Annotated in this window: 10 protein-coding genes; 2 read left to right on the top strand and 8 right to left on the bottom strand. The window is 58.8% G+C overall.

Features of this window, described 5'->3' with window-relative positions:
- Positions 1-354: 354 nt before the first annotated feature.
- Positions 355-1,245 carry a radical SAM family protein gene (locus SO156_RS41705; RefSeq protein ID WP_498538867.1) on the top strand — a complete coding sequence of 297 codons (891 nt, stop codon included), beginning with the start codon at positions 355-357 and terminating at the stop codon, positions 1,243-1,245.
- A gap of 624 nt (positions 1,246-1,869) precedes the next feature.
- Here SO156_RS41705 and SO156_RS41710 read toward each other — a convergent pair.
- From SO156_RS41710 to SO156_RS41740, 7 genes are all read right to left on the bottom strand, one after another.
- Positions 1,870-3,645, bottom strand: coding sequence for a tetratricopeptide repeat protein (locus tag SO156_RS41710; protein ID WP_498538868.1), 1,776 nt, complete (start codon positions 3,643-3,645; stop codon positions 1,870-1,872).
- 5 nt (positions 3,646-3,650) lie between these two features.
- Positions 3,651-4,307: a DUF3540 domain-containing protein gene (locus SO156_RS41715; RefSeq protein ID WP_498538869.1), complete on the bottom strand. Its 657-nt coding sequence runs from the start codon at positions 4,305-4,307 to the stop codon at positions 3,651-3,653.
- A gap of 17 nt (positions 4,308-4,324) precedes the next feature.
- On the bottom strand, positions 4,325-5,269 hold the full coding sequence (locus tag SO156_RS41720; RefSeq protein WP_498538870.1) for a hypothetical protein: 945 nt from the start codon (positions 5,267-5,269) through the stop codon (positions 4,325-4,327).
- Between the two features lie 32 nt (positions 5,270-5,301).
- Positions 5,302-5,709, bottom strand: coding sequence for a DUF4150 domain-containing protein (locus tag SO156_RS41725; RefSeq protein WP_449384405.1), 408 nt, complete (start codon positions 5,707-5,709; stop codon positions 5,302-5,304).
- Between the two features lie 3 nt (positions 5,710-5,712).
- Positions 5,713-6,789, bottom strand: a complete 1,077-nt coding sequence (locus SO156_RS41730) for a pentapeptide repeat-containing protein (protein WP_498538871.1) — start codon at positions 6,787-6,789, stop codon at positions 5,713-5,715.
- Positions 6,779-9,931 (bottom strand): DUF2169 family type VI secretion system accessory protein, encoded by a 3,153-nt coding sequence (locus SO156_RS41735; protein ID WP_498538872.1) that lies wholly within the window; start codon positions 9,929-9,931, stop codon positions 6,779-6,781. Before SO156_RS41735 ends, SO156_RS41730 begins: the two co-directional genes overlap by 11 nt.
- Before the next feature lie 1,077 nt (positions 9,932-11,008).
- Complete coding sequence (locus tag SO156_RS41740; RefSeq protein ID WP_498538873.1) at positions 11,009-12,079, bottom strand: Gfo/Idh/MocA family protein; 1,071 nt, start codon at positions 12,077-12,079, stop codon at positions 11,009-11,011.
- A gap of 308 nt (positions 12,080-12,387) precedes the next feature.
- On the opposite strand from SO156_RS41740, the gene SO156_RS41745 reads away from it, so the two are divergent.
- Positions 12,388-12,576, top strand: a complete 189-nt coding sequence (locus tag SO156_RS41745; protein ID WP_498538874.1) for a hypothetical protein — start codon at positions 12,388-12,390, stop codon at positions 12,574-12,576.
- A gap of 673 nt (positions 12,577-13,249) precedes the next feature.
- Here SO156_RS41745 and SO156_RS41750 read toward each other — a convergent pair.
- A complete protein-coding gene (locus tag SO156_RS41750) occupies positions 13,250-13,891 on the bottom strand; it encodes a hypothetical protein (protein ID WP_498538875.1) in 642 nt (213 codons plus the stop codon).
- Positions 13,892-14,242: the final 351 nt, after the last annotated feature.

Genomic DNA, 14,242 nt, shown 5'->3' on the forward strand with positions numbered 1-14,242 from the left:
TGAGATGGATATAAGCGACGGTGTTATCGAGGCGAAATCGACACCTTGCCAATCAGGTCAGCCCCTTAAATGTAGAGAGCAAGCGCTGAAACAAGAGGTCAGCGCGTTATGCCTTGAGGCGGAAATCATTGCGTTCTGTGCCTCGTCCGGAACCGGGTGTTACCGGCGCACAGCGAGAGTAGGTTTCCCTTCATTATTCCAGCCAGCATGCAGTTTGTCCGCGCGATCCTCCTTTCATTCATGCTCCCTCACACGACCTGTGCGAAGCATGATGAATGACGGAGCGGGCAACACCACAAGTGAAGAGAGGCGTTTGTAGGCTAGTCTAGCTAGGCAAACTACAAGAACTCGCAGGTGACGGAAGTCGGCTACGCAGCTTATCTCGAACATCGATGGGAGCGGGACATGCTACACCGACCGCATGAACGGCCCTTTGACGTGCGGGACCGGCGGGTCATGGTTTCGTTGGGTCCGCTGACGCAACGTCGATATTGTGTCTATCGGTGCCCGTTTTGCTATGTCGAGGCCGGCTTCCTGAAGTACGCTGCCTTGGAGATCCCCGAAATCGTCGAGTGGATCAAGTCGGTTCGTGAGCCGTACGATATTATCTATATAAGTGGCGACACCGATTCGTTTTGCCCTCCGCGAACGGAGAGGGGACTAGCTTTGCTTCGCGCTCTTCTCCAATTCGGCGTCGATCTCCTCTTTACGACGCGGGCTCCGCTCAATGAGGACCATCTGCGCGAACTAAAAGACATAAGTGACTGCTGCAGATCGAAAGGCCGGCGAGTCTTCGGCTACGTGAGTGTTGCACAGCTTCATCATCCGCATCTTGAGCCGCGTCCTATCCCCTCTCCGTATGAACGCATTGCGCAATTAGGCCGCCTCAAAGCCAACGGACTTACTAGCGTGCTGGCTCTGCGCCCATTTCTTCCAAACGTACCGGTCGAGGAGTACCTCGAGATAGTCAAGCTCGTTCAAACACATGCGGACATTGTTGTTGGAGAAGTCTGGTACGCGGACCAAGCTGGAAAGCTGGATAAACGCGTGCTCCGGGATGCGTCTGCAAAATATCCCTTCACACTGAAAAAGATGGACTTTGACGAAAACGAACAGGTTTGGAAGGTGTTCGAAGGTAAAGAGGTTGAAGCGAGCGTGGCAAAATTGTGCGCCGACCTGAATCTTCCATTCTTCATGCGCAGTAGGCCCGCGATCGAATGGGCTCGCCGCAGCCTTGCGAAATAGGTTTCCTAGTCGGGCAACTTGGTAGGTTATGGAAGACAGTTGCTTTATTTCTCGCTTGCCAGTTGTCGTGCAGGAAGAACACTGCTTCGCCCGCCTTCGAAACAGCGGCAAAGATAGCCCGCTTGTCGGCCTTGAGCATATTCAGCCTATGCGCCTGTACCGCGCATGGCCGGCACACAGCTCGGCGCTCAAACCGTAACCGGCGGTCACCATTTGTGTCTTGTAGACAGCAATCCGCAAACGCGTAACTCCGACCTGAGAGCCGACGCGACAGTCTGGTCCGGCAGAAGGCTCGCTAACGGGCTCTCACTCATCACTGCCGAGATTGGCGCCAGGTAACGACCGGCGCTTTTGCTGAGTGCCAGCTAATCACGCGCTCGCTCAGCAGAAGGAGGTCAAGTTCAAGACATTCGCTTTGGAGTGCGGATCCGGCAGCTAGAGCACGATGGGGAAAAATGTGGCGTGGTTTTTTGAAAAGATCATGCTCAAACAGTAACCGAAAGCGCGAAGACGATTCCTCCTAATCTCATCGCGCTTTAGGTGCGAGGTTGGGGCAGTTCGAAAGCAGGCGATCGTGTGGGCTCAAACCGAGACGTTAGATTCTCGGGCATCCGCGCAAGCCGTTCAATCGATGGCGGCCGCGTGCAGTAGCGCGGCGAGCCGGCGCCGACCTTCGTCGATCGCTCCCGACCAATTCCCGAGCCCTTCCTGCATAACGACTTCGAACGATGGGTACCAGAGCGGCTTTCCGTTGTCCTGGGCCCAGTACCAAGGATAGCCGTTTGGCACGAAGACGACGCCGGGAATCCCGAGCGCCCCCGCAATATGGACCGCGAAGCTGTCGGGGCCGACCACCGCGTCGAGATTAGCGATCGCTGCGATCAATTCGGCTGGGCTGTCGACGTGCGCACCAGCATCGATGGGGCGACACCATCGCTTCATGTCGTGCCGTTGCGCGTCGGTCATCAAACTGACCGGCGTTATGGAGGCGGGGAGCGTAGCGGCGATCTGTTCCATGGATAGACCGAGAACACCACCGTCCCAGACGATGCCGACCAAGGGCCGTGCAAATCCGGCCAGAGCGTTGCGCCATTTGGCAAAAAGCTGTGAATCCGGTCGCAGATAAGGGATGTCATCGGCAATGTTGCGAGCGTCGATCGGAAGTATACGCAATAAGGATTGAAGCGGGGTGGTGGAGAGCCCAGACTTTGGCTCCTCTGAAATGACCTGCTCAGCCAGGCTGGTAAGAACTGCTTGGTAATGTGGCTCCGCGACGACCCGTACAACTTGCTGGCTCGCCAGCCGACGCAACAGGCGAACGAGCGCCACGAATTCGAGTACGCAAGTTGTCGGCGGCACAAAGACCGGCGTCACAAGAGCCAAGGCGATCGGCTCGGGCGTCGGGAAGCGACCGAGCGTCAGTTCAAGGGTCGTCTTGAGGCACATTGCCGTTTCATCGTCGGGGCGCGTGCGCGCGACGTGGCTGGCAAGCGTGAGGGCGTCGCCAAACCGGCCGACAAGCTGCAGGGTGCGCGCCAGAACAATGGCGGCGGAAAGATCGGATTTGCGGGTGCGTACGAACTGCGTGAGCTCTGCAATGCCCCGATCCACCTCGCCGTTGGCGATCGTGGCACGGGCCAGGATTTCGCGTGCGCCAAGATGGGTCGGCGCATAGGCAAGCAACTTCCGGCAAGCGACCTCTGCTTGCGGCCAGAGTCCGGCCGCGGCCCGGCAATAGGCCAGATGCAGAAGCCCGGCCGTATCGAGCGGGGCCCGTAAATGCGCGCGTTCCGCAAAATTCATCGCTTCGTCGAAGCGGCTCCGTTCAAGCATGAGTACCGACAAGTTGCGCAGCGTATCGTGATCGTCCGGGGCAAGTTCCAGGGCACGAAGAAAGGCAGTCTCAGCCGACGCGCAGTCACGCAAGGCGAGATCGATGGCTCCAAGTTGGAGGAAGGCCCGCGCATTGGCAGGCTCGCGTTTTAGAGCCGCCTCCGTGATCGCGCGCGCTTGCGCAATGTCGCCTCGGCACAGCAGAGCATGAGCGAGGGCGAGTTTGATCTCTTCATTGTGCGGGACGAGCGCCGCCGCGCGTTCTAGACAGATCACTGCCTCGTCGAAGCGGCCGAGCAATTCATGAGCGGTGCCGAGATTAGTAACGAGCCCAGCGTGCTCAGGATAGAGAGTTGCCGCTTCCGCCAGCATCTCGAACGCAAGCTCGATCCGGCGACGCGCGAGCGCAAGTGTTGCCTTTGCATTCAGCACATCCGGATCGTTCGTTATGATACTAACATCGTTCAGCAGCGCCTCCGCATCATCGAGACGGTTGGCGGCAATGAACTCCTGCGCAGTTCTAAGGCGGTCTTGCCAAGTCGGAGCGGGAAAGCTAGTGGTCAGCATGCCCGCTATGCGACCGTCACCCGTTTGCCGTCGAGGCGGAGATCCTCGGTCACGGCAATAACCTTGCTATGCGCCGTCTCGGAGGCAATGCCGGCCACCTTAATCGCCTGGGTTTCGGTCTGCAGCGAGTCGATACGGTCGATGATGGCGATCCGTTCGACCGCCTTTACCGTAAGCGTATGGGCGCTCGTTTCCTGGATGTGTGTCACGCTGCGGAAACGATCCGCAATCAAACTAAAGAGCCTGCCAACCCAGGTGGCCTTGTCCGCAAGTACGGCAAACAGTTCAGTCTGCAGATCAATAGTGTCGGCGCGCAGGGACATTCGCTGACGCCCGGCGACAGCGATGGTGTTGCCCTCGATCGATATATTGCCTCCAGAAGGCAAAGCAATGGTTCCGCAACTTGACGTCCTCCGCTCGAGCACGGCCAGAACGAAGACTTGCCCCGCATCGCTGAAGACCAGCACGAGGTCCTGAGTAATCGGCCGAACCAGGCAGCCGAAAGCCACCGTCGCCGGACGACGGGCGCCGGCGACCTCCACCTCCGAGGCTACGCCATTTTCATCGACTGCCACGACGCGGGCAGTGTGATGGCCGGGCTCAAGCAGGCGCTCGGTTGTCGCCAAGAGGTCAGCGTTTGCGGGGCGGAAAGCCACTGTCATTTTCGAACTCCTGCTGGCTACAGGTACAGCATCGTACGCCAGTTTTGAGTCTTATACCGGCCGGTCGCGCTCTCGACATCGCACACTCTGTTGACAACCTGGTGCTCATCGGAGCTCAATTCGCTACGTTGCACTTGTTCGTCTGCGACCTGCACGCGCGTTTCGCACCACGAGCCGTCGAGCTTGACCTTTTTCACGTCAGCATCGTCCACCACCTTGAGATAGGTCTCCTTGACGTAACGGATGTCAGAATTGGTGACCTGCACGTTGTATCCACCGATGATTCTGGTCACGTTTCCCGTAACCTTGTTGAATTCGTTGCCAACCGTAAGCGTATTTGCAAAGCGGAATCTGATCGAGCAGTTGCCGCCACGGCTAATTGAAAGGTTGTAGCCATGCCGGATGGAGATCGCGGCGCCGAGGAACGCTGCTACACTGAGGCCGATAGCCGCGGTAGTGCACGCGCCCGCCACGCAGGTGACTTTGGCGCCCTCATAGATTTCCATAGCCGAGCCGCGCGTGATCCGTTTCGAGTTGCCATGAGTGATCTCCGAGGAGTCGCCCTTGGCGGTCTGCTTGTAGTTCAACGCGGTCGTGCTGATGTCGCCTGTGCTGCCGTCGCCACCTGCGCTGATCGATACGTCGTTCTGCGCCGAGATGTCATAGTTGCCGTTTGAGACCGTATATTTGGCATCGCCGTTCCTGACCTCGGTCGTGTGGCCGCGACCAATTTTCATAAGTGCAGCGCCATCAGCGGTTACCTGGAAGTCCTTCTTGGTGAAGGCAAGTATACCAGCGTGGTCGGTTTCGTGTGTGGTTGAACTTCTGTCGCTAGTTGTGGTGAGGTCGGTGACAATCTCCTCCTCGCCGACCGAATAAGCGCCGAGGCGCAGATAGCTCGAACTCGTTAGGGGAGAGTTTGGCGTTTCGGGGACGAAAAATCGGGCGTAGGCATCCGGCATGGTGGCTCCTCAATTATTCGGTTGTCGGCGTTTTAGCGCAGCGCCATAAATCGTGTTTGGGACGGGGATATCGACAGTCCGAATGTGTTTGGGTTGGAGCCATTCTGCTTGGTTGGCATCGCCATCTTGGTTGCCGGCGGGCCACCAATAAACAAGTTGCTCGATCCCTTCATGGCGCGGCCTGGACCCATGACGGTGCCGGACATGACGCCGAGGGCCACACCCGCGTTGTCGCCCGTGGATGACGCACGCACCGTCGTCATATTATGCGCCGGCATACACATGAGCAGGCAACGAGATTGGGTGGGCATGCCCAACGTGTTCAGATTAATATTTGGATAGGGGCTCGGCGCGACGGCGGGACCTACCGGTGTGTTGCATACGTCGGGAAAGCCGAGATCCTGCGCTGACATCGGGCCGTTGGCATTGACGAAGGACATGGTTCAGAACTCTCTATTGAAGGGGATCACGGAGCTGGCGTCGTAGAGTTCGGCGACGGCGCGTTCAGGTACCGTTGGCAGGGCGCTTCCACGCGTGCCCACGAACAGGCTTCCTTCAGTCGACGCGCAATGAAATTCGGTGCGTAGAAACCGTGTGCCGGAAAAGTCGCTGCCGTCGACCTTGGCATGGTGCATTAGCGCATAGGGCATGTCGGCACCGCGGAATGAGGCGGCCTTGGCGGACGCACGCGTGAATACGGCCATCTCCAGTGTTGTCTTCGTGAGATCGCAGCCGTCAAGGCGCGCTTCCAGAAAGATGCATTGCTTCAAATTGGCGCTTCGCAAGTTGGCCGCTCGCAAGTCGGCCTTGTCAAACAGAGTATTCGAGGCGTTGGCGCGCGAGAGATCTGTACCGACGAGGCTGGCGCGTGGCAGTATCGAGCCGGAGAGGTCTACACCGGACAAATTGGCGTCGTTCAGCTTGGCACCACTCAAGTTCGCGCGGCGCAGCGTCAGGCTTCTCAGGTCTCGCCTGGATAGATCGGATTCTGCGAACAGGATGGTGTCGCATCGCATGCCAGTGAGACTCGCACTCCGCAGATCGGCCTGGGTAATGGCTGCGTTTGTGAGGGTCGCGCCGTCGAGCACGATATTGGCCAGGTCGCAGTCCATGATGGCGCTTTGTGACAGGGTAGCGTCACGCAGGACAGCGCAGGCCAGGACGCAGCGTATGGCTGTCGTTTGGGTGAAGCGCGTCTCGCTGAAGTCGCTGCGGCTGAGATCCGAAGACATCAACGTCGACTGGACCAAAGTCGCCCGTCGCCAGTTGGAATGGCCCGCGCAACAACTGACAAACGTGCATTTGTCGAAGCAAGCGTCGGTGAACAAGGCGCCGCTAAAGTCGCAGTCCTGAAACGTCATGCCAGTCAGGGAGGCGGTGATGAAGTCGCTGTTGCAAAAGGAGGAGCTCAGCACGATGCCCTCGTTCAGGAGCAGTCCAGACAGCGTCTCGCCATCGAGATTGACTTGGCGTACCGGGACGCGGTGGGCGATTGATTGCAGCAGTAGATCAATTGACATGGCGAGGGACTATAAGGACGGTGCGATCGATATTGGCATTGCTCAGATCCGCTGCGACCAATGTCGAATCCATCAAGTCGGCACCGTAGAGATTTGCATGGCGCAAACTGGCGCCGGCCAGATCAGCCTCATTGAGATGCGCCTCGAGCAGGTTGGCGGCATAGAAGTCGCAGCCGCGCAGATCGTTGCCGGTGAAGACCGCGCCTTTCAGCGACGTCATTCGGAAGGTCGCGCGCAACAGAGCTGACTTGCCGAAATAGACACCGTTAAGCCGCGCCATGCTGAAGTCGGCGCCGGCGATGTCGGCGTCCTGAAAAGAAAGCGTGTCCGCGCGGCTACGGTCGAAGCGGGCGTCGCGCAGATCGATTTCGCCGATGAAGCTGACTTGGTCGAGCTCCGAGGCACTGAAATCGAGTTGCCGCGCTGCCACTTTGAGGAAGCAGGTTTGCTCGAGCCGAGCGTTGGAAAAAGCCGCACCAGACAGCGACAAGTCCACGAATTGTGTTCGCTGGAGGACGGCACCCTGCCATACGCTATTGTCCAGGGCAGCTTGAATGAAACCACATTGCTGCAGCTGCGCAGAGCGGAAGGTTGCTCCGATCATTGGCACCTGCAACAGCTGAAGATTGGTGAGATGCGCCTGGTCGAAGGACGCGCCCACCATTCGTGCACCGAGAACGTTGGTACGAACAAGCCGGCCACTTGCGAAACGCGTCCCGCGGCAGTCAGCTTCACCAAGATTGGCGTCGGTAAGGTCTGTGCAGCTTAAATCGGCGTTGACGAGCACCGCGCCGGCAAGTGTGGCCTTCATCAGTGTGGCGCCGGCGAGGTTGGTTCCGTTCAGCTTGGTGCGTTCGAGAAAGGCGCCAGAAAAATCCGCTTTTACGAATTGCCTGCCAGAGAGGTCGGCGCCGGCAAGATCGCGGCCGGCTAGCGAACGGCCGCGACTGAATTCTTCCTCAACGACGTCGCCCAGCGCGCGCGCCACAGCTGGAGCCAGCTCCGATTGAGGCTCGAGCGGCTTGGGTGAGGCCAGCCTGACTGCTGCCATGGCAGTCGTCATCTGACCTTCGGCTTTGTCGATCTCAGTCCGAAGGTCTCTCACCGCTTCCTTACCTTCCACGTCGGCCATGTCCAGCGCCGCGTTGTGCGTATCTGCGAGCGGCGGCTGATCGGTCCCGATCAAGGCCTCGAACGGTGCGCGACTATCGCTGGCTAGTCCGGGCAGTGCACCGCTGAGCGCCGCTTCAGCGTCGCTGAAGGCCGTAAGCAGACGCTGCACGGCTTCAGGGGGTAGGCCGCGGTTCTCGATCTGCGACGCGATCTCATCAATGGTGGGTCGCGGTGGCGGCTCGGATCTGACGTGGGCTTCCTCTGGGAGCGCAAGGGAGGGTATGTCGGGTGGTGAAAAAGCATCGTCCGACAACGCGATTCGCATCGACTGAAGCGGTCTTCCAGCTGGCAGGCCAAAGAAGCGAGCATGCGCAAGTTCGAGTTGTTTGTGCTCGTCGACAGACGGGGTTGCAGCGCCAACAATCTCACCACGCCAATCTTTCGCCGCCGCGAGCTTAGTGTCGAGATCGTGCAGGAGGGCCGGATCTATCTCCGGCGGCAATGCAGCCAATGACGGGATCTGCTCAAAGCTTGTGTCCATCGCGTGCGCAGCGTCCATGCTGCCGATCGCGGCAAGCAGTGCGTCGATATCGGTCGATACTGCATTGCCGCTGGAGAGCTTTTCATACGCCTCGCGCACAGGCTCGCATTGGGCAGCGAGCTTGTCGATGTCGGAGCTGGCCTTGGCCTGGACAGTCTCCACGGCGTCGAGGATCTCGGCTAGGTCGATTTCGCCGCTTTCGAGTTCTTCGGGCAACAATTCGGGAATACTTGACGGTTCAATGGACGGTGTCTCGATTGTAGGACGCAGCACAGGAGGAAGGTCGACACGGGCGAGTTCCTGATCGAGCGCCCAGCGCCTGGACGCCTGCTGCTGCGCTGCACGCTCTTTGGCCAATTCTTCTCGCCGTGCTGCGCGACGCCCGCGTTCGGCAGACGAAAGCTCGGGCGTGAGTTGATGTTCAGCAAAGGCGTAGCGCGCGGCAGTTCTCGGATCGAGACGCAGCCGCCTGACATTCAGATAATGCTCCGTCGACCGCGCAGGGTCGCTCTGCCGCTCGTAGGCGAGCATAATGTCGGCAACGTCGCTACCGTCAATTTCTTGCACGGCAATCGCGGCGCGGTAGATCATGATGCCGCGGCGGGCTCCGGCGAACAGCCACAGTGTATCGATGCGCATCTGAAGTTCGCTGACTGCACGCGCCGGATCGCTCCAACCGATGAAGCAGCGCACGCGAAACGTGGGCAGGTGGCCTTCGATCAACGGCTGTTCAGAGGAGAAGTTGTGCAGCACGTACGGCTCTCCGCCGCAAAGAAAGCCGCTTAGGCGCTGGTCTGGCGGTGCGAACAGGAAGAGGCGCGGATCGACATCAAGCGCCAACGCCGGAGCAACCGATTTTAGCCACGCGGTGTCGTAAGTGCCGGCGTATCGCAGGCGCTCCTGACAGTCGAGTGCCATTGGTCCGAACGCCGCGGGCTCCGCCGCTGTCTCGATGAACTGGACCGCGTGCTCGGGATCTTCCACGTTGGGTAGCGCCATCAACTCGCCAGCCATGCTGCGGCCAAAAGCGTCGTGGCCGATGCCGGTCGGGTTCGAAGGATGTCCGACTCCGCCGAAGGCGCGCTGCCGCGTCAGCGGCATCTGCCGGAAAGGTTTGGCAGCTGTTGGACGCCAGCCGGAGGTCGTCATCTGCCAATAACGATCGCCAGTCACCAAAAGGCGCTTCTGCATCGGTCCGAGCGACCATCCTAGCATCATGCGCTGGGTCGGCCGTCCCTTGGGCGCCGCCGCATGTCCACCGATGAGCAATTCCGCTTGTGGTTTAGGCATCCCGATGTCAAGCGGGCTGCCGGGCGGAAGCTCTTTCGCGCCCAATACCCAAAGTTCTTGCTCGCCTAACAGACGGTCAGCGCTTGGGTTGGCTAGGTCGAACATTGCGAAGACGGAAATGATGAGGCTTGCCCCGCGAGGGCGGCGCTCGCATTTGGTCAGTAGACCGAGCGTTCGGGGCTTTATAAGAATGGGCATGAGAGCGCCCCGCTAAATGTCCCACACCGCAATCTTAGTTCTCCGGCGTGACAGAGTTACGAATTGATCCGTTGCCACGGGCGCGGTGAATTGACGCGCATGGCAGCCGTTCGCCTGAAGAGGGCATCGTGCGATTGGGTGCAACAATCTCCTTCAAACGGTCGCCGCGATAATCGCGGGAAACGAAGTCGTTTCGCGGACACGACCACCTGTCCGTGTCCAGCTTCCGACGAACGCAGAACGCCTGTCGTGTTCGAGACAGCAATCGTGGTCTGTCGCGCTTGTTCGATCAAAGTGGGATCGAGAGCCTCAGTCGCCTTCTGAAGGGAAATATCTTGCCTGCGCATGATAGCAACCGCTGACTGGCAGCGTTTCAAACGACGTTTGCACTTGTTCTCTTCGCGCGTTCAGTGGCTGGCTTGATGTCCAAAGCAAACAGTCCACGCTCGCGGTATCCCGCGACAGATTGAGATTAAGTGCTTGTGAGTACCGGCCTACAACGGGCCACGAAAATATCATGGCAGCGCCCGACACACTTCGTGCATTAAAACGTCCGCGGGCCGGATAAGGGAGATCGGTCTCTCACCACTACGCTGGGCGCGGCAAAATAGTTCGCGTGTTTCAATGCATGAGTAACGTGCACCTCGCGCGAGCGGGGGTGAATACAGCAGAACGACAAATGCCGCGCTCTCGGGAGATATCCGACGGGTCAATTAAGACAGTGGGAAACGCTATAGCAGCGCCGGCTCCATGCTGCGCTGCGAGTGCGGGGACGTGGCGACGGCCGTGGCCCGGATCGAACACCTGATTCATCGGCACGGCATCCGCGCTCTTATGGCACCGCTGCGCTCATCATGCCCTGCTGATCGCAGAAGCTCACGATCGCAACTCTGCCGGCCGCCGCGGTGAACCGAATCTAACTCGTCGATATCACGAACATTCCGACTGCGGGGAGGTTGGGTGTACCTTGGTCGTGATCATGGACCTCTTCAGCCGGAAGATCGTCGGTTGCGCGAGGCTGGTTCACAAGCTGGTCGAACTCGTCTCGCCCGCATAGTGAAGCAGGCAGAAGTCTCCTCAGAGAGCCAGTCGTCGATCGGTCGAAGGGGTAAATCGCACCATGTCTGGCGTTGGATGCCGGGCACGCGGAGGGGATGAGATGGTTTGCGGCTGTCCGGTCAGGGCGGCCTTTTCGATTGCGATTAGTGCGCGCAAGTCTGCCAATCCCTCATCGCCATCAGCCTCGGGCGGCGTTCCAGCCTCGATGCAAGCTGAAAAGTACTCCACCTGCGCACCAAAATGGTCGATTTGTGGGAAGTGGGTTTCGCCGACCTCGCCGCCACGGCGCAGGCGCAATCTTGTTGCCGTCTCGAACCTAAAGCCTGGGTCGAGTTCGAGATCGCCCGTTGTTCCGACGACCCGATAATTGTCGACGACGGCTGCCCCGAAGCTGGCGACGAATTGCGCCAAACCGCCGGAGGGAAAGCGCAGCATGGCTGCGACGGATCCTTCCACCTCGCGAAAACGCGGATCATCAGTCGGTCGGTGCGCCATCGCCATGGCCTCGATCGGCTCTTCTGCAAAGATGTGACGAGCGGCATTGACGCAATAAACACCGACGTCTTGCAGTGGTCCACCCCAACTCGCGGCCTTTAGTCTGTGGTTCCCTGGCGACGTCTGGAAACTGAAAACCGATTGAAAGAAAAGCGGTCGGCCGATCGCGCCGTTGCGGATATGTTGGAGGATCGCGACGGTTCCAGGTTCATTATGAAGCCTATACGCGGTCATCAGAAACGCACCAGATTCGCGCGCAGCGGCGATCATGGCGAGAGCATCTTCTTCGCTGGTAGCTAGCGGCTTCTCCACCAGGACGTGCTTGCCGGCGCGAGCGGCGCGAATAGCGTAGTCCGCATGCAAGTGGTTGGGTAGAGCGATGTACACAGCGTCGACGTCAGTGCTCTTCAAAAGGGCATCGTATCCGCCATAGTCGACGATCTGGCCAATATCATAGAAATCCGCCAACTTGGCAGCCTTATCCCGATCGCCGGTCACGATCGCGGTAACCCTTGAGTTTGCGGACTGTCCGACACCTGGCAGGAAGGCTTGTTGCGAGATCGAGCCCGCGCCGACAACTGCATAATTGATCATCGTTTCCTTTCACGTGGCTCGCATCGAATTGCGTACCAGACCGATTGAATTCCGTTCGTCCTCTTCACCTTCTATTTGTCAGTCATACGGCGACGTGGTCCATTCAGAAGATGCCACGCCATTTCCGGGAGAGGCTCGGCGAGTTGCTCTGCGACGGCCGAGGCGACAAACGTGTCCCATACGTTCGCCCGACCGGAAGTGCCGGTTTTTGCTGCGCTGATCCATTCAGCCATCTGCCTGCGGTAAATTTCCTCGATCTCCGCAGCACCCATTTGTCTGAATACAAATGATCACCGACGCTGTCTCTGTTGAAGAGCCGAAGCGATGCGGCAGCCAGCGACTACCGTGCCTTGCCGACCGATCAATTCGACATGAACGTGATGCCGCAACTGGCGTTTATGAAAACCTCGCCGATCTCGTTCTTGCGAGCGGGTCACCGCTGGGCCTACCCTCCACGTGCGCAGAAACCATCTTCGATTTTAAAAGCCAACCGCTGATGTTGATCGCGTGGACCCTCGAATTCGTGACGGCCGCCCGACCGATAGACCACTTCGTCCACCAGCGTTTCGGAGCGCCGAGAAGCCGATTGCTCCATGGCAACGTCCTGCGCGCGACTGCGTCGGCGTCCAAAATCGCCGGGAGGTAAACACCGGGATTTTTCTGCCGGAGTATCTGAGTATGTTCGGCCCGCATTAGCTCCGTCCTGAGAACTCCTATTTTGATGCTCATTCAGCCCCCCTCCGAACGTCCCAGCAGATGATGGATCCGGTGGATTAACTGTAAGACCGCGCCAGATCGAGTCGGGCCTGCCGCATTGCGCCTGACTTTGCGGATGCATTGTCGCGGCTGGCTCTCTGTTGCGGCAATGATCGCCAAGTCGCATGGACATCAGAACCAAAGGTTGGCAGGGACCGACGTCGACGTCCCAGCAATTGCCGTGCCACCAAAGACCTCGTGCAAACCTCGTTGCGAACAGAAGGCGACGCATACCGAGCCGACATCATGCTCGAGGCTGCAAATGTCGCGAGCCCAACACCGAACTGCCTCGGTGGGGCAATGCATGACACGGGGCCCGAAGACTCTTCGATATCCTGCACTTTGCGGCAACTGCGGTCGTAACTGCCGACCAACCCGGACTCGCTCCAACGCAATTCTAAAGAGGTCTGATCTTCAGCCGCGTTCAAGCCGAGGAACCAGGGTAATGATGTGGCCTTGCGCATTGTTCGGGGTTGCTTCCCCTCGTCCGGCGTCCAATCGCGCCGTGTAAGGCCAACCGCGGATGTACAAATGTGTCGGCTGGAATAGCCTCGGCACGACGCCGATTCTGTTCAGTGCGCCGATGAGCGCGTCGGGGGCGGGTTGGCGGCCATGGTCCCAGCTCCCACCGACGACACGTCCGAGATCCCACATTGACCACAGACCACTGATACTTGAGCGCGATTTCGAATCCTCAGTGGTTGAGAACGTCGAGACTTCCATCTCCGGCCAAGTCTCTTCTGGATCGTGCTCCTGTTCGGGGAGGACCACAGCGCCTACCTCGGCGGGAAGGCCCAGAAGACGTTCATCCAGACGTCTAACCTTACTTGTATCAAACAAAACGACCTCGTAGGAGCTCTCATATTCCGTTTTCACTCCGTCCAAGCCATGCTTCTGCGCCATCGCAGCCCATGCGCCCAGTTCGTCAGGTTCAACTTGATCATACCACTCGTCCATGACCGCCAATTTGAGTGGCTGTTGCGCCTCGACAATGAAGTACCGCCCAGAACTACCTGCATAGCCGTGTGCAGCGTTCACATCATTCTCTGAGGCCATCCAAATAGCTTTGCCCGAATGCCCGCTTTGGCCAGCGCCGCCCCACACTCCATCCCTATTAGCATGGTTGAACTTGGTCCCCGCAGGAAGTTCCTCTATCTTGCTGCTCTCCCAACCAAGATTCCCAGGTGGAACGCTGGGGTGCCTATCGTCAGGGCAAATCGGATTAGTGGGCGGCTGCTGATGTTGCATGTCGACTCTTTACAGGTGCGCTTGAGTTTATCCATTGATGGCTGACGTGTTGCTGTCGCTTGGATCAATGTTAGCGCGGTCAGTTGACCGGATCGCAGAGTATTGCACGCAATCATCGAAGCAGGCGCAGGTGTCATAGCTAAAGCAACAATGACGAGA

It is taken from the genome of Bradyrhizobium sp. UFLA05-125 (assembly GCF_059803515.1).

What these genes read in the sequence shown, in the direction of transcription:
- SO156_RS41710 (WP_498538868.1), bottom strand. Translation starts at nt 3,645, where the DNA reads ATGCTGACCACTAGCTTTCCCGCTCCGACTTGGCAAGACCGCCTTAGA.
- SO156_RS41715 (WP_498538869.1), bottom strand. Translation starts at nt 4,307, where the DNA reads ATGACAGTGGCTTTCCGCCCCGCAAACGCTGACCTCTTGGCGACAACC.
- SO156_RS41720 (WP_498538870.1), bottom strand. Translation starts at nt 5,269, where the DNA reads ATGCCGGATGCCTACGCCCGATTTTTCGTCCCCGAAACGCCAAACTCT.
- SO156_RS41725 (WP_449384405.1), bottom strand. Translation starts at nt 5,709, where the DNA reads ATGTCCTTCGTCAATGCCAACGGCCCGATGTCAGCGCAGGATCTCGGC.
- SO156_RS41730 (WP_498538871.1), bottom strand. Translation starts at nt 6,789, where the DNA reads ATGTCAATTGATCTACTGCTGCAATCAATCGCCCACCGCGTCCCGGTA.
- SO156_RS41735 (WP_498538872.1), bottom strand. Translation starts at nt 9,931, where the DNA reads ATGCCCATTCTTATAAAGCCCCGAACGCTCGGTCTACTGACCAAATGC.
- SO156_RS41740 (WP_498538873.1), bottom strand. Translation starts at nt 12,079, where the DNA reads ATGATCAATTATGCAGTTGTCGGCGCGGGCTCGATCTCGCAACAAGCC.
- SO156_RS41750 (WP_498538875.1), bottom strand. Translation starts at nt 13,891, where the DNA reads ATGGCCTCAGAGAATGATGTGAACGCTGCACACGGCTATGCAGGTAGT.